Raw genomic sequence first — 22,171 nt, forward strand, 5'->3', positions numbered from 1 at the left:
GCGGCGCCGGATGAGGAAGAGATTGAAATGAGTATGGTTGATACTGCCCCAGGTAAGATTCAGGTTCGTGATTTGAACTTCTACTATGGCAAATTCCATGCCCTGAAGAACATCAACCTGGATATCGCGAAAAACCAGGTCACAGCGTTTATCGGGCCGTCAGGTTGTGGTAAGTCGACGCTGCTGCGTACTTTCAACAAAATGTTTGAGCTGTACCCAGAGCAGCGTGCGGAAGGTGAAATCCTGCTGGATGGTGACAATATTCTCACCAACACCCAGGATATCGCGCTGCTGCGTGCCAAAGTCGGCATGGTGTTCCAGAAGCCGACGCCGTTCCCAATGTCTATTTACGACAACATCGCGTTTGGCGTACGTTTGTTTGAGAAACTCTCTCGTGCGGATATGGACGAGCGTGTGCAGTGGGCATTGACCAAGGCCGCATTGTGGAATGAAACCAAAGATAAATTACACCAGAGCGGGTACTCTCTCTCCGGTGGTCAGCAGCAGCGTCTGTGTATTGCGCGCGGTATTGCCATTCGCCCGGAAGTGCTACTGCTTGATGAGCCGTGTTCAGCGCTCGACCCGATTTCTACCGGGCGTATTGAAGAGCTGATCACTGAACTGAAAGAAGATTACACCGTTGTTATCGTTACCCACAACATGCAGCAGGCTGCGCGTTGTTCCGATCACACGGCATTTATGTACCTGGGCGAGTTGATTGAGTTCAGTAATACGGACGATCTGTTCACCAAGCCCGCGAAGAAACAAACTGAAGATTACATTACTGGCCGCTACGGTTGATATGCCCGGGCATCTGGAGAAATGATGGACAATTTAAACCTTAATAAACATATTTCCGGCCAGTTCAATGCAGAGCTGGAAAGCATCCGTACCCAGGTGATGACCATGGGGGGCATGGTAGAGCAGCAGCTTTCTGATGCGATTACCGCCATGCACAATCAGGATAGCGAGCTGGCGAAGCGCGTCATTGAAGGCGATAAGAACGTCAATATGATGGAAGTGGCGATCGACGAAGCCTGCGTGCGCATCATCGCCAAGCGTCAACCTACCGCCAGCGACCTGCGTCTGGTGATGGCGATTATCAAAACCATTGCCGAGCTGGAACGTATTGGCGACGTTGCCGACAAAATTTGCCGCACCGCGCTGGAGAAGTTTTCGCAACAGCATCAGCCGTTGCTGGTTAGCCTGGAGTCGCTGGGCCGTCACACCGTACAAATGCTGCATGACGTGCTGGATGCGTTTGCGCGTATGGATCTCGATGAAGCGGTACGTATTTATCGCGAAGATAAGAAAGTCGACCAGGAGTATGAAGGCATCGTGCGTCAGCTGATGACCTACATGATGGAAGACCCGCGTACCATTCCAAGCGTACTGACCGCACTGTTCTGCGCACGTTCAATCGAGCGTATCGGTGACCGCTGCCAGAATATCTGCGAATACATCTTCTACTTCGTGAAGGGGCAGGATTTCCGTCACGTGGGCGGAGATGAGCTTGATAAACTGCTGGCGGGCAAAGACCCGAAAGAGTGATGTTTGTGGCGGGTGGCGTTAACGCTTACCCGCCCTATCTCAACTTAACGCGTAATATTCCAACCCCGCGCCTTCCACAATTCCGGCAACTGCGCCAGATCGGTAAAGGTCGTGACTTTTGGGTTTTCGATCGGTTTGTTATGCGGATCGGCACAGAAGTAGAACACTTCCATCCCCGCGGCAATTCCCGCCTGCGCGCCTGCGCTGGAATCATCAACCAGAATGCAGTTCTCAACGTTAACGTCCATTGCTTTTGCCGCATGGAACATCAGGGCCGGATCGGGCTTCCAGCGTTGGATATCGTAGCCGCTGAACAGTAAATCAGGAAAATGGTGCAACATGCCCAGCTTACCCAGCGAATGCTGCATTTTGCTGACCGGACCGTTTGATACTACGCACATCGGTACTGTCATGCAGTCCAGCAGAGCATTTGCCCCAGCGATAACCTCCAGTTCCGAGTCGAACAGGCGTGCGACCTCAGCGCGGTAAACGGGCTCTAAATTGGCTTTCTCCAGCGTAACGCCGTGCTCTTCGTTGATGATATCGATGATTTCGTAGAGTTTTACGCCTTTAAAGCGTTTGAACACCTCTTCGAGATCGAGTTTGATACCGAACTCCTGGAACATGGCGACATACGCGCGGGAACAGATCACTTCACTGTCGACCAGCGTACCGTCGCAGTCAAAAAATACCGCTTCTATCTGGGACATGCCTTCCTCTTATCGCTAGTTTAACGTTTACGTCATGCTTATTTACGCCACGCAATCGTTGCCGTATAAGCAAAATCAATGAAAAAAGTTGCTCATAACCCAACCCTATTGTCGCATTTTGGTATAGGATAGCGACGAATTTTCCCTCCTTGTTCGGAAATTGATAATGAGTCAACAACACACAACCCAGGCTTCTGGCCAGGGGATGCTGGAACGCGTGTTCAAACTGCGCGAACATGGCACAACGGCACGGACCGAAGTGATCGCCGGTTTAACCACTTTCCTGACGATGGTGTATATCGTTTTTGTTAACCCGCAAATTCTTGGCGTGGCTGGCATGGATACCAGCGCCGTCTTTGTTACCACCTGCCTTATTGCTGCATTTGGTAGCATCCTGATGGGGCTTTTTGCCAACCTGCCGGTCGCACTTGCGCCTGCTATGGGCCTGAACGCATTCTTTGCCTTCGTGGTCGTTGGCGCGATGGGCCTGTCATGGCAGATCGGTATGGGCGCAATCTTCTGGGGTGCGGTAGGTTTGCTGCTACTGACAATTTTCCGCGTACGTTACTGGATGATTGCCAACATCCCAGTGAGCCTGCGCGTGGGGATCACCAGCGGTATCGGTCTGTTCATCGGTATGATGGGGCTAAAAAACGCCGGCGTTATCGTCGCCAACAAAGACACGCTGGTGTCGATTGGCAACCTGACGTCCCACAGCGTGCTGCTCGGTATTTTGGGCTTTTTTATCATTGCGATTCTGGCGTCACGTAACATTCACGCAGCAGTACTGATTTCTATCATTGTGACCACGCTGCTGGGCTGGATGCTGGGTGATGTCCATTACAACGGGATCGTCTCCGCGCCGCCGAGCGTGATGTCGGTTATCGGGCATGTTGACCTGGCCGGTTCGTTTAACATTGGCCTTGCAGGCGTGATTTTCTCGTTCATGCTGGTTAACTTGTTTGACTCCTCCGGTACGCTGATTGGCGTGACGGATAAAGCCGGCCTGGCAGACGCGAAGGGCAAGTTCCCACGCATGAAGCAGGCGCTGTATGTGGATAGCGTGTCCTCTGTTACCGGCGCGTTTATTGGTACCTCTTCCGTTACTGCCTATATTGAATCCTCTTCCGGGGTGTCGGTTGGTGGCCGTACCGGCCTGACTGCAGTCGTCGTTGGCCTGCTATTCCTGCTGGTTATCTTCCTGTCGCCGCTGGCGGGAATGGTGCCGGGATATGCCGCCGCCGGTGCGCTGATTTACGTTGGTGTCCTGATGACATCAAGCCTGTCGCGCGTGAAGTGGGAAGACCTGACCGAAGCGGTTCCGGCGTTTATTACCGCCGTGATGATGCCGTTTAGCTTCTCGATCACCGAAGGTATCGCACTGGGCTTTATTTCCTACTGTGTGATGAAAATCGGTACCGGACGTTTCCGCGATCTCAGCCCGTGCGTCATTGTTGTTGCGCTGCTGTTTGTACTGAAGATTGTGTTTATCGACGCGCATTAATGTAGAACATGCTTCGGCTTTGTTATCAAGGCTGAAGCATTTCCTGTCTGATTGTCTTTTATTCCTGCCCCAAAATATCAAGCCTGAAAATTACCTCTCTGCGGACAAATCATCTCTGTTATTTATGCCCGTGTTTTAGCGAGTTGTGGTTTCTTCTGGTGAATTATCTGTTAACAGATTGAAATGTTTTTACTTTGGTTTTTTTGAAATATCAAAAATAGCCTTAGTAAATGCAGGGGCTATTTCAACTTTCGCACAGGCATTTTTCGTTACTGTTTCTTATCTCTATTAAAAGGAGTTTAGAAATGAAGAAGACTGTCATTGCGACGTTCTGTATCTCTCTGTTTTTTCCGCTATTCGCAAACGCTACCACCAGCGTGACGCTGGATGGTCATTCATTAACACTGGATGATGCCTGGGCCATTGCTCAGGGGGAAAAACAGGTTGAGATCGCTGCCACTGCGATGGATCGCGTCGATAAAGCCAATAAACTTTTAATGATTGCTGCCGGAAAAGGCGTTCCCGTTTACGGACTGACAGTAGGAGTGGGACTCAATAAAGACAAATCTTTGTTTGATGCGCATGGAAAACTGACTCCGGAGGTTATTCAGGCCTCTCGTGAGTTTAATATCAACGCGCTGCATGCGCATGCGGCGGGCGTTGGTCCAGACATGCCGGATGAACTGGTGCGTCTGGCTATGGTGATTCGCCTGAATACGATGTTAACGGGAAATACCGGCGCCCAACCGCAGGTTGCCAAAATGTATCAGCAGTTTCTCAATAAGCACATTACCCCCGTCGTGCCCTCACGGGGCTCTGTGGGTGAAGCTGATATCACGCTTGCCTCTCATATCGGCGATGTGATGATTGGTGAATGGCGCGTTCGCGTGAAAGGTGTTGAGATGGATTCGGCAAAAGCGCTGAAACAGGCGGGTATTGATAAGCTGGAACCACTCGGCAAAGATGCGCTGTCGATTCTTTCTTCCAATGCAGTATCAACGGCTTATTCTGCGCAGGCTCTGCTGGAGTCCAGACAGATTATTAACGTCACCCCGGCGGTGTTCGGTTTATCACTGGAAGCGCTGAATGGCAACGTTGCGCCATTCCTGTACCAGAGTTTAAGCGTTAGACCTTTCCCTGGCATTCAGGATACTGCCGAAGCGATTCGAACTGCGCTTACGGGTTCTTATCTCTGGCAACATCAGGATGGACGTCCTTTGCAGGACCCGCTCTCTTTCCGTACGACGGTATTTGTGCTTAATGAAGCGCGTCGCGAATGGAATGAAGCCTGGCAAATGCTGGAAATCCAGATGAACAGCTCGGATGACAATCCCGCAGTAATCGTGAATGCCGATCGTTCTTTGGCGGAAAATAGCCAGGTTGAGCAGTATTTCGTGAGCGCAAAAGAGGCCAATGGCGAAACCCTCAGCGGCGCGATTTTCCCGACCTCTAATTTTGAACCGCTGCCTCTGGCGCTGGCGATTCAGAATCTGTCTTTGGCGATGGGACATCTGGCGCATAACAGCGTGCAGCGCACTTTGCATTTATCTGACGATCATTTTACCGGACTGAGTCGTTTCCTCGCTTCCGACACCAATCAGCAGGGACATGCCTTCGGCGCTATTCAGAAGCCACAGGTTGCGTTACTGGCGGATATTCGCGACCTGGTTAACCCGGTATCACTGGATGGACAACCGATGGCGGGAACGATTGAAGATACCTACACCAACAATCTCCGGGCGTCCAAGCGATTGAGTCAAATCGCGGATGATATGCGCAGTATTTATGGTCTGGAACTGTTGCACGCCAGTCAGGCTGTCGATCTACGGAAACAGAAAAATCCTGACCTGAAGTTGGGTGAGATGACCGGCAAACTCTTTGCCGCCTATCGTGAAAAAGTACCGTTTGTTGTGCAGGATAGGATTTTTACTGACAACATTGCTGATTCATCCGCGTTAGTTGCATCGTTTCCTTCCGGTTCCCTGGTCAGTACGCAAGCTGGGAGCAAATGACGACAATGAAAAAAACCGTTAATGCGTCGCGGCGAGCCTTTTTGACGAAAAGTACCCTCCTGGCGACCGGCGGCGCGCTTACGGCGCTGACTGGAAAGGCGCTGGCGCAGGATAACTGTGCCCCGGCTTCGTTGGTTCGTTACCATAAAGTCTATGATGTGATCGTTGTCGGAAGCGGCTTTGCCGGACTGGCTGCTGCACTTGAAGCCGCTCAGGCTGGCCGCAGCGTGCTGGTGATTGAAAAGATGCCCGTTTTTGGTGGCAACTCAGCGATTAACGGCGGTGCGGTTGCCGTAGCCGGATCGCCTGCGCAGAAAAAAGAAGGGATCGTCGATTCACCAGAGTTGATGTTTAAGGACATGCTGAAAGCTGGGCGTGGGCTAAATGATAAAGACCAGTTGAAGATTCTCGTTAACAACACGACCGCTGCATATGAGTTTACCCTACAACACGGTGTAAAATATAAACCGTTCGTACAGCATTTTGGCGGTCACTCTGTCCCTCGTACGTTGCAAACGGTAGAGAGTTCCGGGGCGGGGATCACTCGGCCGCTAAAAGAGTCCGCCATGAAAATGGGCGTTATTTTTCGCGCCCAATGCAAGCTGGAATCTTTTCTGCAAAATTCGCAAGGACGTGTTATCGGTCTGACGGTACGTGACGGCTATCGTTTTCCGGATGAACAGAGCGGCAAGATAAGGCATTACGGCGCGCGTTACGGCGTGGTGATGTGTTCTGGCGGTTTTTCCAATGATCTGCGTTTTCGTAAAATGCAAAACCCCATGCTGGATGAGCGTGTCGATTCCACCAACCACCCTGGTGCTACGTCGGAATGTCTGGTGCAAATGCTACGTATTGGCGCAACGCCGGTGCAGCTTGATCTTATCCAGCTAGGCCCCTGGTCTTCGCCAGACGAACGCGGATTTGGCTACGTTTCGCAGTTCAATACCATCTCAGGTTTTCCTAACGGAATTATGGTTAACCCTCGTTCTGGTCATCGCTTCACAAATGAGCTTGCTGATCGTAAAGAGCGTGAAGAGGGGATTCTGGCGCAGGTGGATGAGAAAGGGGATCCACTTTATCCCATCTGCTTCACCACGCTTGAAGGTGCGAAACTGGCTCAAAGTCTGAAGCATGCCTTGCATTATGGTGTCGCCTGGCAGTTTGACTCACTGGATCAGTTGGCGGCGCATTTCGGCATACCTTTCGACGTACTGCAAGAAGAGGTGGAGGCCTACAATGCGGCCGTTGCGCGCAAAGGTGGCGATCGCATGAAAAAAGATGTGAGTCGTGCGGTTCCGTTAGACAAAGGGCCATTTGTTGCCGTACGCGTATGGCCTAAAGTGCACTACGTCATGGGTGGTGTGCAGATCAGTATGCGCACAGAGGTACTCAACGCGGCTGATAGCAAACCCATCCCCGGTCTGTACGCTGCCGGAGAAGCGACAGCAGGTTCGCATGGTGGAAGTCGTCTGGGGAGCTGTGCCGTTGCGGATTGCCTGGTTTTTGGCCGAATTGCGGGGCTTAGCGTTGCCTCAGCAACTGCTGCGGATGAAGCCTTTGACGTTGAGGGAATTTAATATGGCAAAATTATGGATAGCCCTGCTGTTGCTGTGTATTGGTGGTTTTTCCCAGGTCATCGCTGCGACTGACGACGAAGCTGCTTTTCATCAGCAACTGAATACAATGAACGTCAAGCCTTATCACCATTCACTGGAGTCCACCGGACGCAATACATCATGTCAGTTATGTCACGGTTCCAGCACGCCCGTCGCGGCGCCGAATGATAAGTCCTGCCTGAGTTGCCACGGTTCGCGCGACCAGATTGCTGAGTTAACGCAACCCAATCCGCATGACAAGAATGCTGAGCCCAACCCGCATGATTCAATGCACTACGGCAAAGATGTTCCTTGTACCGCTTGTCATAACGAACATAAACCCTCGGTAATTTATTGTAATAATTGCCATCTCTTTAAATACCCGGATATGAAGCCATGAGGGACATCATGCGCGGATTATTAACAAGAGGGCTATTCTTTCTGCTGGTGGGATGGATACCCCTGTCGGGATATTGTGCGCCAGTGCCGGCAGCGCAGCTCAATCAACCTTGTCTGGCATGCCACGCTGATGGCGATATTCAGGGGATCTCGACGGACAAAGTGCAGGCGAATTTAGTTGTCTCTGCCGATAAATATCACGACAGCGTGCATGGTGAAGTGCCGTGTATCGCCTGCCATCAGAGTCAACCCGGAAGCGAGGGATTTTCTGTCACCCCGCATGTTCTGAAGCCGGGCGACGACCAAAACTGCGAAAGTTGTCATGGTGTGGCCATGCGCGATACGGTGCATGCCGTACAGCAGAGTGTCCACAGTGAAAAGATAGCCAAAGGACTCTTCTCTTGTACCTCATGCCATAACGCGCACACCATGACGGCGGGAGAACTAAACCATCCGGGTAAACAACGGGTTGCCGACGACAATTTGATGTGCACGAATTGTCATTCGCGGGCGGGAGTCTTCACACAGCTGTCTGGTGGGAAAAGATCTACATCTCAGGATATGGCGCACTCTGCGTTGCCTTATGCTTCTGAACATCTCAACAGTTTACGTTGCATCGACTGCCATGCCGATGCTGCGGATACCACTTTGCATCGTATTCTGCCTGCTTCAAAAGCCATCAGCTGTGTACAGTGTCATGGCGATGGAACGCTGCTAACCGCTCGGCGAAAAACGTTCGCGCCTGATGAAAATGCCATGGCAGGTAGCTTGTTAGGGAAAGGATTATTTGATGATGTCTCTCTTAGAGAAAAACTGACGGCGGTGGCGCCTCCTGTTCCCGCTGTTCGTCAGATAGATGGTGTGTTATTTACCGATACCTACATGATTGGTAATAACGGCAGCGGTCAGGCCGATCGCTTCATTGCCTGGGCGCTGGGCGGCTTCGTAGTGTTGCTACTCTGTCATGGTTTGGGGCGGCTAATCATGTCGCGTCGCAAGGCAGATATGCCGCTGGAGAAAAGTTACCTCTACACGCTGCCTGTTCGCTGCTGGCACTGGCTGAACGCACTCTGTTTTGCCGCGCTAATTATCAGCGGCTGTGCCTTGCACTGGGTGAGTGCGCGATTCTCGCTGTGGGTTGATGTACACAATATTGCAGGGGTATCGCTGTGTGTTATATGGCTGGGTTTTATCCTGGTGGCGATGTGCGGCAACGGGCATCATTATCAGGTGCGCTGGCAGGGTATTACGGGGCGACTTATCCGTCAGACTCGTTACTACCTGTATGGCATTTTCCGGGGTGAACCTCACCCGGAACATGCGTCGCCAGCGGCTAAATTCAATATTCTCCAGCAACTGGGCTATATTGGCGTGATGTTCCTGTTATTGCCGCTGCTCATTGTGACCGGATTACTGATGATGTACCCCGGTTATACGCCAGAAACCCTGTTTGCGTTACCGGGTAAGCAGGTTGTGGCCTGGCTCCATTACGCTTTGGCTGTCGTGATGGTGGCATTTATCATCGTGCATCTCTATTTATGTAGTACGGGGGATACGCCGGGGGCACTGATTAAAGGTATGCTCGACGGTTTCCATCGCGCCAGAAAACAATAATAAAGGCTGCTCCCCTTTTCCTGAAGAGGGAAAGGGGACGTCAGATTATTTTTCTTTCACCACAATGCCCAGTTTTTTTATTTTGCTGTATAGCGTGTTGCTGTTAACCCCAAGTAACTCTGCTGCACCGCCTTTACCTGATATTTTCCCCTGACTTTGTTGTAACGCCATTTGGATATGTTGGCGCATTGCGTCATCAAGCGGAGGGATGGCTATCGCATTTCTCTCCTTTGGTAGGACAATGTGTAACTCATTGCCCGTGCAACGGAAAAACGCATTTTCTAATAATCCTATCAATTCCGTAATGTTGCCCGGCCAGTGATACTTCAATAATAAGCGTAGTGAATCATCACCCAGAACAGGTAAAGAAGTGCGTTTATACTGGCTTGATAGCTTCCTCAGGTAATAGGTCAGCAGCAGAGGAATATCATCATAACGATGCCGCAAAGGTGGCAATGTAACGACCTGACAAAGGGTGTTTGCATAATGTTGGTTTGTCAGACAGTGAGTGGATATATCGTGATGAAGTGTGTTTTTTACCATTGAAAATGGAAGTGTTTGTATGGCAATAATCTGTAGCTGGCAATACTCACTGTAATTTGAGTGCAGCGCCAGTAAAAACGTTTGCCAACGATCCGGAAAAGAATTTATTTCTTTTATCAGTAAAGATCCCTGATGCAAGATCAAAAATGAAGCTATGTTAGGTGGTTTGTTGAAATCAATAGTTATTGTGCGGTTCAGTACACCATTTTTCATGACGATCAACTGCCCCTGAGGATTAATCAATCCATAATAACCACTGCGCTTTGAACGTTGTTGCTGAAGCTCGGAAGCGAGTGAGTTTTTTCCAACTCCTTTCTCTCCCAGTAATAAAACAGGCAGTTCACTGTTTGCCAGCTTATTCAATGAATGATACAACTGAAACAGAGGAAGATTAGTTTGACTGACGACAAATTTTTCACTCTCTTCTGTGGCATATAGCTCGGGAATAGCAGGAGGCGTATTATTTAATAAAAGATTATGTCGGGAAAGGGCAATAAAGGCCAGTAAAGAGAGCTCTCCCCGTACTGATTCGAATAATTCAGCATGTTGAGGTGTAAAAGCATTAGCTCGGTGACTAAATATACCCATCGCGCCAAGCCGTAGACCATCCAGGTGCATACGCATCAGGATTAGAGATTTGATATTACGAAAGCAGGTATTAACGACATATTCAGTCAGCGGACATTGGCTCAGAGTATCGATCACTTGGGTAGAGAAGTTATCTGAGTGATTGAATCGCTTGGCTATATTTTCAGGAATCGGGATGATATCCCGTTTCAGTCGCGCTGTTTTGTGCGTCGCTAATGCTAAAAACTGGATACAGCGAATATCACTTCGATAATAGTTAAAGAAAATACCATCACAAACAATTGAGTCAGGTATCGACTGTAGGCAGGCATACATGGATTTCTCCAGTTGTGTACTGCTACATAATGCGGTCCTTAGATGTGAAAATGTCCTGTCCATGGTAAATCCATTGTTCACGGTAGACAAAATGTCGGAAAAATATTAGATATATTTATTGATTTTATTGCAACAGCCATGATGGTAACACTATGGCACAATAATGAAGGGGAAAAAACAGACAACAGTGATTTATAGACAGATTTACGCAAATAAAATAAGAAAATAATCCAGAAGCATAAGCGCTTACTGGATTATTTAAGAGTAGTTGGCAAGTTTTGTTATCAGGCTTTTACACGCTGAATGTAGTCGCCAAATGCGGTCAACTGGCCGGTCAGGTGGTCCAGCGTGCTTTGATCGATCACTTCACCTGTTTGCGGGTCCACTTTATTCTGAATCACGCCCCCCATAAATTCCGGCTTGTTCATTACCATCGCGTCGAGGAACACCAGGATTTGACGCAGATGATACTGGCAGCGCGCGCCGCCAATAGCGCCCATGGAGCTGGTCTGGATCAGCACCGGCTTGCCGGCTAATGGCTGATCGGGCAGGCGGGACAGCCAGTCGATGGCATTCTTCAGCCCTCCAGGGACAGAATAGTTATATTCTGGTGTGACGATGACGACACCGTCAGCTTTCCTGATTTGCTCTGCCAGCGCTTCTACACTGGCCGGAAAACCTTCATCTTGCTGGAGATCGGCATCATACAGTGGGATATCACCAATCGACGGCAGTGCGTTCACTTCCATTCCCGCTGGAGCAATCTTGGGCAGCGTACGGGCAACCATTCCATTAAACGAACCTTTGCGCAGACTTCCCAGTAACGTAACAACATTCATTGTTTCAGACATGGTGACTCCTGTTTCATCATAAAGGTTAAATCAAAGCGTATGGCTCTTCGCTGCGCATAATTGCGAGAACCGGATCAGACGACCCGTTGGCTCATTGGCGCGAGTCTGGATATCAGGCAAACTTTTCCAGTCCTGCTTACCATCAAACTCCCAAACCTTGAGTTTTTCAATGGCTGGCGAAACCGCAACCGACCACACCAGCACATCTTCCGCGTCGCAAATGGCTTCAATCTGTGCAACATGGGCACATTTCAGGCGTCCAGCGCCGGGTAAAAGCTGGAGTTCGCGCGGATCGTCATTGCATACATCGCCAGTGAGTTTGAGTACGCTCTGGCGCAATGTAATGAGCTGCGCGCGCGCTTCGTTAGGATCGTTTTGATTGTTTATCCACAGATTCTCGTTGTTGGAAAAGCGCCAGGTTTCCGCTGAATTCGGATTGTGAAAGCCGCGAGTCGCCCGCTGAAGCTCCATATCCAGGCCGCATATTCCTTCTGTGGTTAGTGCAACGCCGACGATATTCCCGGCATAAGAAATCGAAAATCCCGGCAGGTTCTTATCGCGAAAAACGGGCTTTCCTTTGGAGTGAGTAGCAATCTCGGGCAGCGTACTGGTGCCGTAAAGCATAAACATCAGTTCAGCGAGAAGACTTCGGGAAGCCAGGAAACGTGTCCGGCGATGAGCAGGTAGATCTCTTGCTTCGATATGACATGGAGAAGGGAGGCGAGCTGATACCAGGTGTCCCTCCGTAAGAATCCCTCTGGCAAAATGTGTCGCCATTTTCGCTCCGTGATTAATGGTCCGTGATTATCACCAGAGTAACATTTACGCGGCTTTCGGGCAGGCTTTACTGCCTAAAAAGTAGTCGAAAATGGGATTCATTACGCGACATTTACATTTCTGTTGCAAAAGTGGTCGATACAGCAACATCGTAGCGGCGGATCGTCAGGACATATCGCGATAAAGCGCCTTGATTGTGTCTTTCAACCAGACGATCTTAGGATTATGACTGTTACGTTTATGCCAAAGAAGAGTGAACGGTACGCGCATTTTTTCCAGTTGTGCGGCATCAAATGGCATCGGTCGCGCCACGAGCGGGAGCTGGTAGAGTTGGTTATAACGTCGGCAATAGACCGGGGCTGTTGCTATCAGCGCGTGATCTGGCTGCGCGGCCATAAACAGCGACTGCTCAAAACCGGGCAGACATAACGCGATATTACGCTCACGCCCCATTTCTTGCAGGACTTCATCCAGCGCCCAGGTATCGCTTTGCTCCCAGCTAATGCTGATGTGCGGATAGCGCAGAAATGTGTCCAGATTCCACTCTTCTTGCAATGCCGGATGATCTTCACGCAGCCAGACGCAGGGGAGATCGGAAAACAGGACTTCATGGTCGATCGACAACGGCAGCAAACTTAACAGCTCACGCGAACGCGGATGGCTTTCGCGCCCGGTAAAGCCAATATCCACCTCGCCGCGAATGATTGCATCCAGCGAATCATAGTCCCAGTTGCGTATTTTAATCGTCGCCTGAGGATAACGCTGATAAATCTGCCGGGAGAGCGCATTGAACATGATCATCACCAGTGGCGTTTCGGCTACCAAATCAAACTTCAGCCCGCGCGGCGCTTCATGGTGTGGCTTATCCAACAGTTGGTTGCCCATTTGCATCCATTCCGCCAGGTTCTGCTCCATGCTGACCATCAGCGGCGTTGGCGTCAGCCCAAGGGGGGTGTTCACAAACAGCGGATCGTCAAACCAGGTTCGCAGCTTCGACAACGACTTGCTGACCGCCGACGGCGTGACGTTCATTCGTTTGGCGGTTTTGGTGACGCTGCGCTCCTGCATCAGGAGCTGCAGGCAGAGCAATAAATTAAGATCGAGACTGCTGAGGGATTTCTTCATGAGTGAGCGCGGACCGGTTTGGGGCAACAGTGATAATCAGCATGATACTCACTATGCTACAGCCAATCAGAATCCCGATCAGCATATTCAGCGCATCAAGGCCGAGCACCGCTGCCAGCCAAATCCACAGCGAGGAACCGCAAACCTGAGCTATGCCTAACGCCGAGCTTGCCACCCCCGCACGCAGCGAGAACGGCCCCAGCGCCTGGCTCATGGCGACGCCGAAGCCGACCGAGAACCCGGCGCAGATTAAGGTTAACCCGAACAACGTTACCGCGTGTGAAGTAGCAAGGATTAACACCACGCCTGCACACAGAAACAGCACCTGCGAGGTCAGCATCAGAACGCGAGGCTTAAACACGCTCAGGGCGAATGGTGTAGAGAAAGAGACCGCCATACTGACGCCTGCAGTCATGGCCATCGTAGTGGCGTACTCACCGCGGTCGAAGCCCATCACTTCCATCAGCAGAACAGGAGACGTATTCACAAAGGTCAGGATCACCGACACGCTGAGGGTGGTAATGGCCAGACGGCTCAGGAAAAAACGGTTCACCAGCGATTCAGCGCAGTGGTTCTTTTCTGCAGATGCCGGGAGCGTCGCTGGGCGCGATTCTCGCAGGACAAACACCGACAGCAGACAAACGACTACTCCCATGCCGATCATCGTGTAGAACAGGCTCTGCCACGGGTATTTCAGCATAATCAAATGCCCCATCACCGGCGCCAGCACCGGCACGATGCAGGTGATACCGTTTAACAGCGACAGCACCTTCGCCCGGCGGCGATCGTCGAGCGTATCGCGCAGAATGGCGAAAGCCACCACATAGCAGCAGCCTGCGCCTACACCCTGAATAAAGCGGCCAACAAGAAACGGCGTACCGCTCTCGGCGAACGAACATAGCGAGGAGGCGACAATAAAAATGAGAGCACCCGCAATGGCGACGGGTTTGCGTCCTGACTGGTCGGCAATTTTACCGGCGAATAGCATCGCCGTTGCCATTCCCGCCAGATATACCGAAAACGCGATATGCAGTTGCGCCTCGCTGGCTTGTAGATCGGCCGCAATACGGGGCAGCCCCACCAGATACATATCAATTCCAGCGGGATAAAGCAGAACCAGGGCAAAACTGCAGATTAGAAAGCGTGTCATAGCGACCTCATGAGGAAAGTGGCGCTAAGAATACGGGGAGAGAGTTGTCTGTGCGAGTTGCCATTTGGACAACCGTGATTTCCTAAGAGGAAATCCATTGTTGATTCGGAATGTATTTATATTGGTTAATAAATGTACGAGATAAGATGGGTTAAAAATAGCAATACAAAATGCAAGGGATTGACATGGAAATTATTGGTGATAATACCTGCGTTACGAGTATAAAACCGAAAGGAAAAATCGTTTATTGCCGTGGTGAGCCGCATAAATACTGGCTTGAACTGCAGTTTGTCGATGAGAATAACATTCCTGTATGCGGGCTCAATGTCAGGCTGGAATATCGTCCGCTGACATCATCAGTATGGCATCAGCGTGAAAATAGCTACAACTCAACACCTCCTCCCAACCCTCCAGCGGGCGTTACCGACAATCAAGGATTGGTCCGGTTTGATGATCTTTACTGGATAACTGTAGATGTTAAGACGGATGGGCAGCAACTGGCTGATGTGATGACACTGCGGCCACTGGGTGTCAGACGTAATCCTAACAGCCAGCCAGAGAGTAAAAATATGTTCTGGTCGGGCATCCGTGACAATATCTGGCGCTCAAATGTACAGGAAAAAACAGAAGCGGCTAATCATGTGTATCACTATGTCACTATCGGGGAGTTATGCGACCGCCTACCGTTGATTGAAGGTTGGGATGAACCGGAGCCTCCGGAATTTCATTTCCCACCGAATCGCTCCCTGAGGGGGACGGAGATCCCCTGTGAACTGCTGGAAAAAAGACACGTTATTGAAATCTGTCCATTTCGGGCATGGGTATTGGCACTGCACGACACAAAAAACTATGACCTCGCCAACGCACTGAATCTCGGCATTATGGCTGACTTGGTTTATGCGGCAGAAAAAGATAATAAAACTATCAACTATTTCTTCCGGAATAAGTGTCAGGATCTATCATGCATTCCTCTATTCGCTGAATTTCCTTCCTGGTACCACACGCTGGCGGTCGATGTCCCTTTTCATGACCGCTATCTCCCACCAGTGTATCTGAGCACGAAAGATAGTGAGCAACCGGAGGGGGACACCCGGCTCTTTACGGTGGAATGTGGCACGCATGTGCTGGTTGCATGGTGTGGGACTGATAGTCTGTTGAATGTGCTAACTGATTTATCATTTGCACCAAAGCGTTGTTTGCCGGAACTGGCTGGGGCGGGAAATGTTCATGGGGGATTTCTGGAGGCTTATGAGCTGGCTAAACGGAAATTTAAGGAACAGCTAGATTCTGTTAAGGCAATTTTAGATAAAGAGAAAAAACTTTTTATCTGCGGGCATAGCTTAGGCGGTGCGTTAGCATTGCTATATGCCGCAGAGATGAAAACCAATCAGCCTATACTGTATACCTACGGAATGCCGCGTACATTTACCCGTGCGGCAATATCTTTTTTGGGTAGCATTACCCATTACCGGCACGTCAACGACAATGACTCAATCACGCAAATCCCTCCGGATGCCGATCTTGGGGGCGCTGTGCGGGATCTAGCGTATCAATCTGTGGGGCTTGTAGAGAAAAAAGATCCATACTGGCATCACGGTAAAACGGTGATTTTTTTCCGGGCAGAGCAGTGTTCAATGCGGGTTGCCAGCCAGAACCACAAAAGCCTTCTCGACGGACAGATCTACACACGCCATTTTGTGGGCGTAAAACTATATCTGGTTCCTTCTCTGAATGATGAATGTCTGAAATCTAGCGGTGAGCATCAGGAAACGTTCATCCAGTGCCTCACTCCGCTCAGTCTGACAAAGACCTTTCCAAAAAATACCAATCCGACTCTGAACGGTTTAGGTACGGATCCGCAAAGTCATTCGATGGCGCACCGCTATTTGCCCTACATCCATAATCAACTGCTTGAACTGGCAAATCCGGAGCTAAAGATGAGAAGAAAAGAGATGCGGATGCGATTTCGCGATGAGGTTGAGAAAAGTGCATCCAGTAACGGGCAGCCGGATGAGATCCAGCGTAACCGTGAATTTCTGATGCTTCAGGATTTACTGCCGATAGCCCTGCAACTCATGGAGTCTGATGAAGTTGGCCGCAATGCCCTGACCCGTTTCGCGGCGGTGACGGAGGAAAGCGTTGAATTATTTTAATAGAATTAACGTCATTGTGTTAACTATCGCACTACTTTGTGGGTGCGGAGATAACACGGATCAGACGCTTTCCCCTCCTGATAATGCCCGACGTGTCAGCGTGTCATTCCGGATGCCTGAGGGCATCACTCTAATGCCGATGCAGGTACTTTACCGCTCTGAAAAGTGTATGGATAAAAGCTATAACTCCAGCTTTGAATCTTACCCTGTGCGGGGATACAACGGTTTTACGCAGCCTTTCGTCCGGCAGGGAATGGGGGGGCTGTGGCAGACTAGTATTGCCATTGATGGTGGTGGGCCGTGCCAGTGGCAGCTAAATTCACTGAGAGTAAGTTTCAGGATTGCGGATAATATTCCGTTGGTGAAAGGAAAAGAAGTCATTGAGACCAGTTATATCTTCGATTTTGGAGATTATGGCCTCAGTGATGGGTATGGGACAGGGAGGGCAAAAGAGGTCAGTGGAGATCTTGATTTAAAAACGGATTTTTTCCCTATGGTGGCAAACCATATTGATAACACAACGAGTTTGAAATTATTTGGTGGAAATACCGGCCCCGAAAAATGGCGAAGACGTTTTCGGCTTAGGGATACTCAAACCATCCTTATTGAGCCAGTCATTCATTTCGATAAAGTTGTTACTTTGACACCTCCAGATGCTCCAGGCAAACTTACGGCAACTTATCCCGATGGCAGTAGTGAAAAGATCCCGCATATTTATCCCAGCTATGAAAAATTGCTGTCGATGAAATGATAATTTATGTAGCTCCCGCCAGAGAACGTGCTGGCGGGATTTTTCATTAACGGCCAATTTCTGAAGAATTACTTACCAATACAGAAGCTGGAGAAAATTCGTCCCAGCAGATCGTCGGAGGTAAATTCCCCGGTGATTTCACTGAGGTTTTGCTGCGCCAGACGTAGCTCCTCCGCCAGCAGTTCTCCGGCCCATGCGCCGAGCAGTTGAGCTTTACCCTGCTCGAGATGCTCCGCCGCTTCAGCCAGCGCTTGCAGGTGACGACGACGCGCCAGGAAGCCGCCTTCCATATTAGTTTCAAAGCCCATGCTCTGTTTGAGATGGTTACGCAACACGTCAACGCCTTCACCAGTACGTGCAGAGAGGCGAACCAGTGAGTGGCCATTTACTTCGCTAAGGCCAAGCGTCTCACCGGTAATATCCGCTTTGTTACGCACCACGGTAATTGGCAGTTTGGCTGGCAGACGGGCAATAAAGTCTGGCCAGATGTCAGCCGGGTCCACGGCGTCGGTGGTGGTTCCATCAACCATAAACAGCACACGGTCGGCTTGTTCGATTTCCTGCCACGCACGTTCGATACCGATGCGTTCAACTTCATCGCTGGCATCGCGCAGGCCCGCAGTGTCGATGATGTGCAGCGGCATACCGTCGATATGTATATGCTCACGCAATACGTCGCGAGTCGTCCCCGCAATGTCGGTCACAATAGCCGCCTCACGGCCTGCCAGCGCGTTCAGCAGGCTCGATTTCCCGGCGTTAGGACGTCCGGCAATCACCACTTTCATCCCTTCGCGCAGCAGGCTGCCCTGACGTGCTTCGGCACGAACAGCATCGAGATCGCTGATAACACTGTTGAGCTGCGCTTCAATCTTGCCGTCAGATAAGAAGTCGATTTCTTCATCCGGGAAGTCGATTGCCGCTTCCACATAGATACGCAGGTGAGTGAGCGCTTCCACAAGATGATTTACCCGTGCGGAAAATGCGCCCTGCAATGAGTTCAGCGCCGAGCGGGCGGCTTGCTCTGAGCTGGCATCGATCAGGTCAGCAATGGCCTCTGCCTGGGCCAGATCGAGCTTATCATTGAGAAACGCGCGCTCGGAGAATTCGCCCGGTCTGGCGATACGCAGCCCGGGAATCGTCAGAATACGTTTGAGCAGCAGATCAAGAATTACCGGACCGCCGTGACCCTGAAGCTCTAAAACGTCTTCACCGGTAAAGGAGTTCGGGCCGGGGAACCACAGGGCAATCCCCTGATCCAGCGCGCTGCCATCCGCGTCTTTAAACGGCAGATAGTCGGCATAACGCGGTTTTGGTAGTTTCCCCAGTACGGTTTCTGCGACCTCGCGCGCCTTCAGGCCGGAGATACGCAGGATACCCACGCCACCACGTCCCGGTGGCGTGGCCTGAGCGACGATGGTGTCGTTATGGCTCATGATATGTCTCTTTGTGATGCAATAAAAAAGGCGGTCTAATGACCGCCCTTTACGTTATGTTCCGTTTGCCGGATGGCGGCTTCGCCTAATCCGGCCTACACCGAATCAGGAGTTTTTCTTCTCGCGGCTATGCAGCCCACGCTTCTCCAGACCACGGTAAATCAGCTGCTGCTGAATAATAGTTACCAGGTTGCTGACGATATAGTACAGCACCAGACCTGACGGGAACCACAGGAAGAACACGGTGAAGATAACCGGCATGAAGGTCATGATCTTCTGCTGCATCGGGTCGGTCACAGTGGTAGGCGACATCTTCTGGATGAAGAACATCGTGATACCCATCAGGATCGGCAGGATGTAGTACGGGTCCTGTGCGGACAGGTCATGGATCCACAGGATGAACGGCGCATGACGCAGTTCAACGGAGCCCATCAGCATGTAGTACAACGCCAGGAAGATTGGCATCTGGATGATCAGCGGGAAGCAGCCGCCCAGCGGGTTAACCTTCTCAGCTTTATAGAGGGCCATCATTTCCTGGCTCTGACGCTGTTTGTCATCGCCCAGACGCTCACGCATAGCCTGAATCTTCGGCTGTAGCATACGCATCTTCGCCATGGAGGTGTACTGCGCTTTGGTCAGCGGGTACATGATGCCACGAACGATAAAGGTGATAACGATGATGGAGAAGCCCCAGTTACCCAGGAAGCTATGGATCCATTTCAGCAGCTTAAACAGCGGCTGAGAGATGAACCACAACCAGCCGTAATCCACGGTCAGATCCAGGTGCGGTGCAACGGCCGCCATTTTATCCTGAATTTCCGGACCGACCCACAGGGTGCTGGTCATCGCGCCAGTTTGGCCAGGCTGTACCAGAACCGGCTGTGCTTTATAGCCGATAGCAGCAATGCCGTTACCCAGATTAGCGGTGTAGAAGTTGTTGGTGCCGTCGTTACGCGGAATCCATGCCGTGGCAAAATACTGTTGCAGCATTGCAACCCAGCCGTCTTTAGCATTGACGTTCAGGTTTTCGTTGTCAGCAATGGTGTCGAATTTGTATTTCTCATACTTCTCATCCGGCGTGGAGTACGCCGCACCACGGAAGGTGTGCAGCGCAAAGTTGCTGCTACCGGTGTCGCGATGAGATGGCAGATTGATGGATTGCTTCAACTGACCAAAGGTGGAGACTTCCAGCGGTTTTTCGCCGGCGTTCTGCACACTGTAGTTAACGTTGACAGCATACTCACCACGCTTGAGTACAAACGTCTTAGTGAACGTGTTACCCGCTGCGTCAGTATAGGTCATCGGGATCTGCAGTTCGTTCTGACCGTCAGCCAGTACAAACGCGTCTTTTTCGACGTTGTACAGCGGACGCGGGCCGTTTGCCGGGTTATCCGGGCCGTCACGACCTGTCAGGCCACTCTGTGCCTGGTAGATGAACTGTGGCGTGGTTTCCAGTAACTGGAACGGTTCGGTAGAACCAAGTTCTTTCGGGTAAGCTGGCAGCGAAGCCTGTTCCACATCACCACCACGGGTGTTGATGGTCAGATCAAGCACGTCAGTTTTAACCGTAATCAGTTTCCCCTGGCCACTGGCCGGTACGCCCTGGTCTGCGGCGCTACCCGCTGCGGTGGTCGTTGTCTGCGTGGTCTGTTGGGCCTGAGGTTGCGGGTTTTTATCCTGCTCCCAGGCTTGCCAGATCATGAAAGACACGAACAGCAAAGCGATGACTAAAAGATTGCGTTGCGAATCCATCGTTAGTGTTCTCTGGTATCAAATGGTCCGGGCGGGACGGGATCGTCACCACCAGGGTGTAAAGGGTGGCATTTTAATACGCGTTTCACCGTCAACCAACTGCCTTTTATCACTCCAAACCTGCGCAATGCCTCAATTCCGTAGCTCGAACAGGTTGGAGTGAAACGGCAATGCGGCCCAAGCAGCGGACTGATCAGGCGTTGATAGACCCGAATGAGGGCTATCAGGACCCGCGAGCCAGGCGACAATGGCGACGCCATAATTTTTCCAACGCTTCCGAGAGAGCACGGTTATCGAGGTCAGCAACCCCTTTTTTCGCCACCACCACGAAATCCATTGCTGGAAGTTCGTGCTGACGTAAACGGAAGCTTTCACGCGTCAGACGTTTAATCCGATTGCGTTCATGCGCACGTTTAACATTTTTCTTGGCGACAGTAAGACCGATACGGGGATGCCCCAGCGAATTCAGGCGGCCGAGGATGGTGATTTGCGGCGTGCCAGCCCGTTGTGGCTGCTGGAAGACGAATGTGAAATGAGTGGGAGTTAACAAACGTAACTCCCTGGGAAATGCGAGCTTAACCACTCAGGGGCTAGCTTTTATTACTTAGAAACGGTCAGACGAGAACGGCCTTTAGCACGACGACGTGCCAGAACCTGACGACCATTTTTATTAGCCATACGAGCACGGAAGCCGTGAGAACGGTTGCGCTTCAGTACAGACGGTTGAAAAGTGCGTTTCATGGCGATTTCTACCTAAACTTGAATAAATTCACTGACTTTTGCGTATACCCGAACGAATTTCGAACGACTTACGCCACAGTGTGGGTGATTAAAGAGGCCGGATTGTAATAATTGTACACTCCGGAGTCAATTCTCTTTCCTTATTTCCCGCTTTTTTCCGCACGGTTTCGCGTAAAAAACAGGCAGCGTTGACGCCGTTAGGCGACCGTTACTCGCTGGGGGTAAGAATTATACGGGCTAGTGGATAAAGCGCAAGGATCGCCCGGGATCTTTATTAGATCGTTTAAGCAGTAAAGCATCTTTACTCATTAATTTTTTCAATATGCGCGCTAAAACCTGCAGCACTTCTCCAGGATCGTTTACACTTAGCCGATTCTGGATCATCCTGTGGATAAATCGGGAAGAATCTGTGAGAAACAGAAGATCTCTTTCTCAGTTTACGCTATGATCCGCGGTCCCGATCGTTTCCATGGATCCTGATCGGGTAAAAATTGCAGATAGCAATTCGCACGTCACCCTTTGCATAGGGTCTTGTCGGTGTGCGTCAACAATCATGAATGTTTCAGCCTTTGTCATTTATCGACTTTTGTTCGAGTGGAGTCCGCCG

At 50.8% G+C, this 22,171-nt stretch carries 20 protein-coding genes; 9 read left to right on the plus strand and 11 right to left on the minus strand.

What is annotated here, in order from left to right; all coding sequences use genetic code 11:
• The first annotated feature begins 27 nt into the window (after nt 1-27).
• Nucleotides 28-801: a phosphate ABC transporter ATP-binding protein PstB gene (gene pstB, locus On2M_RS24030; protein WP_003023821.1), complete on the plus strand. Its 774-nt coding sequence runs from the start codon at nt 28-30 to the stop codon at nt 799-801.
• A 24-nt stretch (nt 802-825) separates the two neighbouring features.
• Nucleotides 826-1,551: a phosphate signaling complex protein PhoU gene (phoU, locus tag On2M_RS24035; RefSeq protein ID WP_003023824.1), complete on the plus strand. Its 726-nt coding sequence runs from the start codon at nt 826-828 to the stop codon at nt 1,549-1,551.
• Between the two features lie 44 nt (nt 1,552-1,595).
• Here the strand turns inward: phoU and yieH are convergent, their stop codons facing one another.
• A complete protein-coding gene (gene yieH, locus On2M_RS24040) occupies nt 1,596-2,261 on the minus strand; it encodes a 6-phosphogluconate phosphatase (protein ID WP_151224044.1) in 666 nt (221 codons plus the stop codon).
• Between the two features lie 166 nt (nt 2,262-2,427).
• On the opposite strand from yieH, the gene adeP reads away from it, so the two are divergent.
• The 5 genes from adeP to phsC all read left to right on the plus strand — a co-directional run bounded on the left by adeP (nt 2,428) and on the right by phsC (nt 9,385).
• A complete protein-coding gene (adeP, locus tag On2M_RS24045) occupies nt 2,428-3,765 on the plus strand; it encodes an adenine permease AdeP (RefSeq protein WP_003840586.1) in 1,338 nt (445 codons plus the stop codon).
• Nucleotides 3,766-4,070: 305 nt separating this feature from the next.
• Complete coding sequence (locus On2M_RS24050; RefSeq protein ID WP_151217166.1) at nt 4,071-5,777, plus strand: aromatic amino acid ammonia-lyase; 1,707 nt, start codon at nt 4,071-4,073, stop codon at nt 5,775-5,777.
• A complete protein-coding gene (locus tag On2M_RS24055; protein ID WP_247605086.1) occupies nt 5,774-7,354 on the plus strand; it encodes a flavocytochrome c in 1,581 nt (526 codons plus the stop codon). The genes On2M_RS24050 and On2M_RS24055 overlap by 4 nt, the downstream gene beginning before the upstream one ends.
• 1 nt (nt 7,355) lies before the next feature.
• Nucleotides 7,356-7,772: a cytochrome c3 family protein gene (locus tag On2M_RS24060; protein ID WP_151217164.1), complete on the plus strand. Its 417-nt coding sequence runs from the start codon at nt 7,356-7,358 to the stop codon at nt 7,770-7,772.
• A gap of 8 nt (nt 7,773-7,780) precedes the next feature.
• Entirely contained in the window at nt 7,781-9,385 is a 1,605-nt protein-coding gene (gene phsC / locus On2M_RS24065; RefSeq protein WP_210905547.1) for a thiosulfate reductase cytochrome B subunit, read from the plus strand.
• A gap of 45 nt (nt 9,386-9,430) precedes the next feature.
• Here the strand turns inward: phsC and On2M_RS24070 are convergent, their stop codons facing one another.
• The 5 genes from On2M_RS24070 to On2M_RS24090 form a co-directional block, all read right to left on the minus strand.
• Nucleotides 9,431-10,831 (minus strand): sigma 54-interacting transcriptional regulator, encoded by a 1,401-nt coding sequence (locus On2M_RS24070; RefSeq protein WP_210905548.1) that lies wholly within the window; start codon nt 10,829-10,831, stop codon nt 9,431-9,433.
• Between the two features lie 284 nt (nt 10,832-11,115).
• Nucleotides 11,116-11,682 carry an NADPH-dependent FMN reductase gene (locus On2M_RS24075; protein WP_151217158.1) on the minus strand — a complete coding sequence of 189 codons (567 nt, stop codon included), beginning with the start codon at nt 11,680-11,682 and terminating at the stop codon, nt 11,116-11,118.
• A 30-nt stretch (nt 11,683-11,712) separates the two neighbouring features.
• Nucleotides 11,713-12,459 carry a 4'-phosphopantetheinyl transferase superfamily protein gene (locus tag On2M_RS24080; protein ID WP_151217156.1) on the minus strand — a complete coding sequence of 249 codons (747 nt, stop codon included), beginning with the start codon at nt 12,457-12,459 and terminating at the stop codon, nt 11,713-11,715.
• A gap of 165 nt (nt 12,460-12,624) precedes the next feature.
• Complete coding sequence (gene yidZ / locus On2M_RS24085) at nt 12,625-13,584, minus strand: HTH-type transcriptional regulator YidZ (protein ID WP_151217154.1); 960 nt, start codon at nt 13,582-13,584, stop codon at nt 12,625-12,627.
• Nucleotides 13,553-14,734, minus strand: coding sequence for an MFS transporter (locus On2M_RS24090; protein WP_210905549.1), 1,182 nt, complete (start codon nt 14,732-14,734; stop codon nt 13,553-13,555). The genes yidZ and On2M_RS24090 overlap by 32 nt, the downstream gene beginning before the upstream one ends.
• Nucleotides 14,735-14,919: 185 nt before the next feature.
• Here On2M_RS24090 and On2M_RS24095 point away from each other — a divergent pair, with 185 nt between their 5' ends.
• Both On2M_RS24095 and On2M_RS24100 read left to right on the plus strand, forming a co-directional pair.
• Nucleotides 14,920-16,887: a lipase family protein gene (locus On2M_RS24095; RefSeq protein WP_210905550.1), complete on the plus strand. Its 1,968-nt coding sequence runs from the start codon at nt 14,920-14,922 to the stop codon at nt 16,885-16,887.
• A gap of 169 nt (nt 16,888-17,056) precedes the next feature.
• A complete protein-coding gene (locus tag On2M_RS24100; RefSeq protein WP_247605087.1) occupies nt 17,057-17,638 on the plus strand; it encodes a hypothetical protein in 582 nt (193 codons plus the stop codon).
• A 68-nt stretch (nt 17,639-17,706) separates the two neighbouring features.
• Here On2M_RS24100 and mnmE read toward each other — a convergent pair whose 3' ends face one another.
• The 5 genes from mnmE to rpmH all read right to left on the minus strand — a co-directional run bounded on the left by mnmE (nt 17,707) and on the right by rpmH (nt 21,564).
• Nucleotides 17,707-19,071: a tRNA uridine-5-carboxymethylaminomethyl(34) synthesis GTPase MnmE gene (mnmE, locus tag On2M_RS24105; RefSeq protein ID WP_032945460.1), complete on the minus strand. Its 1,365-nt coding sequence runs from the start codon at nt 19,069-19,071 to the stop codon at nt 17,707-17,709.
• A gap of 105 nt (nt 19,072-19,176) precedes the next feature.
• Nucleotides 19,177-20,823 carry a membrane protein insertase YidC gene (gene yidC, locus On2M_RS24110; RefSeq protein ID WP_187253930.1) on the minus strand — a complete coding sequence of 549 codons (1,647 nt, stop codon included), beginning with the start codon at nt 20,821-20,823 and terminating at the stop codon, nt 19,177-19,179.
• 2 nt (nt 20,824-20,825) lie between these two features.
• Complete coding sequence (gene yidD / locus On2M_RS24115) at nt 20,826-21,083, minus strand: membrane protein insertion efficiency factor YidD (protein WP_003023846.1); 258 nt, start codon at nt 21,081-21,083, stop codon at nt 20,826-20,828.
• The gene (gene rnpA / locus On2M_RS24120) at nt 21,047-21,406 is read right to left on the minus strand and encodes a ribonuclease P protein component (protein WP_003844432.1); all 360 of its coding nucleotides are present in this window, start codon (nt 21,404-21,406) and stop codon (nt 21,047-21,049) included. The genes yidD and rnpA overlap by 37 nt, the downstream gene beginning before the upstream one ends.
• A gap of 17 nt (nt 21,407-21,423) precedes the next feature.
• Complete coding sequence (gene rpmH, locus On2M_RS24125; protein WP_003023858.1) at nt 21,424-21,564, minus strand: 50S ribosomal protein L34; 141 nt, start codon at nt 21,562-21,564, stop codon at nt 21,424-21,426.
• Nucleotides 21,565-22,171: the final 607 nt, after the last annotated feature.

The sequence above is a fragment of the Citrobacter sp. On2M genome, from assembly GCF_018035235.1.
In the GTDB taxonomy this organism is placed as follows: Bacteria; Pseudomonadota; Gammaproteobacteria; order Enterobacterales; family Enterobacteriaceae; genus Citrobacter; species Citrobacter meridianamericanus.

Excerpts from the sequence above, each read along its gene's own strand:
- pstB (WP_003023821.1), top strand. The coding sequence starts at position 28 with ATGAGTATGGTTGATACTGCCCCAGGTAAGATTCAGGTTCGTGATTTG.
- phoU (WP_003023824.1), top strand. The coding sequence starts at position 826 with ATGGACAATTTAAACCTTAATAAACATATTTCCGGCCAGTTCAATGCA.
- yieH (WP_151224044.1), bottom strand. The coding sequence starts at position 2,261 with ATGTCCCAGATAGAAGCGGTATTTTTTGACTGCGACGGTACGCTGGTC.
- adeP (WP_003840586.1), top strand. The coding sequence starts at position 2,428 with ATGAGTCAACAACACACAACCCAGGCTTCTGGCCAGGGGATGCTGGAA.
- On2M_RS24050 (WP_151217166.1), top strand. The coding sequence starts at position 4,071 with ATGAAGAAGACTGTCATTGCGACGTTCTGTATCTCTCTGTTTTTTCCG.
- On2M_RS24055 (WP_247605086.1), top strand. The coding sequence starts at position 5,774 with ATGACGACAATGAAAAAAACCGTTAATGCGTCGCGGCGAGCCTTTTTG.
- On2M_RS24060 (WP_151217164.1), top strand. The coding sequence starts at position 7,356 with ATGGCAAAATTATGGATAGCCCTGCTGTTGCTGTGTATTGGTGGTTTT.
- phsC (WP_210905547.1), top strand. The coding sequence starts at position 7,781 with ATGCGCGGATTATTAACAAGAGGGCTATTCTTTCTGCTGGTGGGATGG.
- On2M_RS24070 (WP_210905548.1), bottom strand. The coding sequence starts at position 10,831 with ATGTATGCCTGCCTACAGTCGATACCTGACTCAATTGTTTGTGATGGT.
- On2M_RS24075 (WP_151217158.1), bottom strand. The coding sequence starts at position 11,682 with ATGTCTGAAACAATGAATGTTGTTACGTTACTGGGAAGTCTGCGCAAA.
- On2M_RS24080 (WP_151217156.1), bottom strand. The coding sequence starts at position 12,459 with ATGGCGACACATTTTGCCAGAGGGATTCTTACGGAGGGACACCTGGTA.
- yidZ (WP_151217154.1), bottom strand. The coding sequence starts at position 13,584 with ATGAAGAAATCCCTCAGCAGTCTCGATCTTAATTTATTGCTCTGCCTG.
- On2M_RS24090 (WP_210905549.1), bottom strand. The coding sequence starts at position 14,734 with ATGACACGCTTTCTAATCTGCAGTTTTGCCCTGGTTCTGCTTTATCCC.
- On2M_RS24095 (WP_210905550.1), top strand. The coding sequence starts at position 14,920 with ATGGAAATTATTGGTGATAATACCTGCGTTACGAGTATAAAACCGAAA.
- On2M_RS24100 (WP_247605087.1), top strand. The coding sequence starts at position 17,057 with ATGGATAAAAGCTATAACTCCAGCTTTGAATCTTACCCTGTGCGGGGA.
- mnmE (WP_032945460.1), bottom strand. The coding sequence starts at position 19,071 with ATGAGCCATAACGACACCATCGTCGCTCAGGCCACGCCACCGGGACGT.
- yidC (WP_187253930.1), bottom strand. The coding sequence starts at position 20,823 with ATGGATTCGCAACGCAATCTTTTAGTCATCGCTTTGCTGTTCGTGTCT.
- yidD (WP_003023846.1), bottom strand. The coding sequence starts at position 21,083 with ATGGCGTCGCCATTGTCGCCTGGCTCGCGGGTCCTGATAGCCCTCATT.
- rpmH (WP_003023858.1), bottom strand. The coding sequence starts at position 21,564 with ATGAAACGCACTTTTCAACCGTCTGTACTGAAGCGCAACCGTTCTCAC.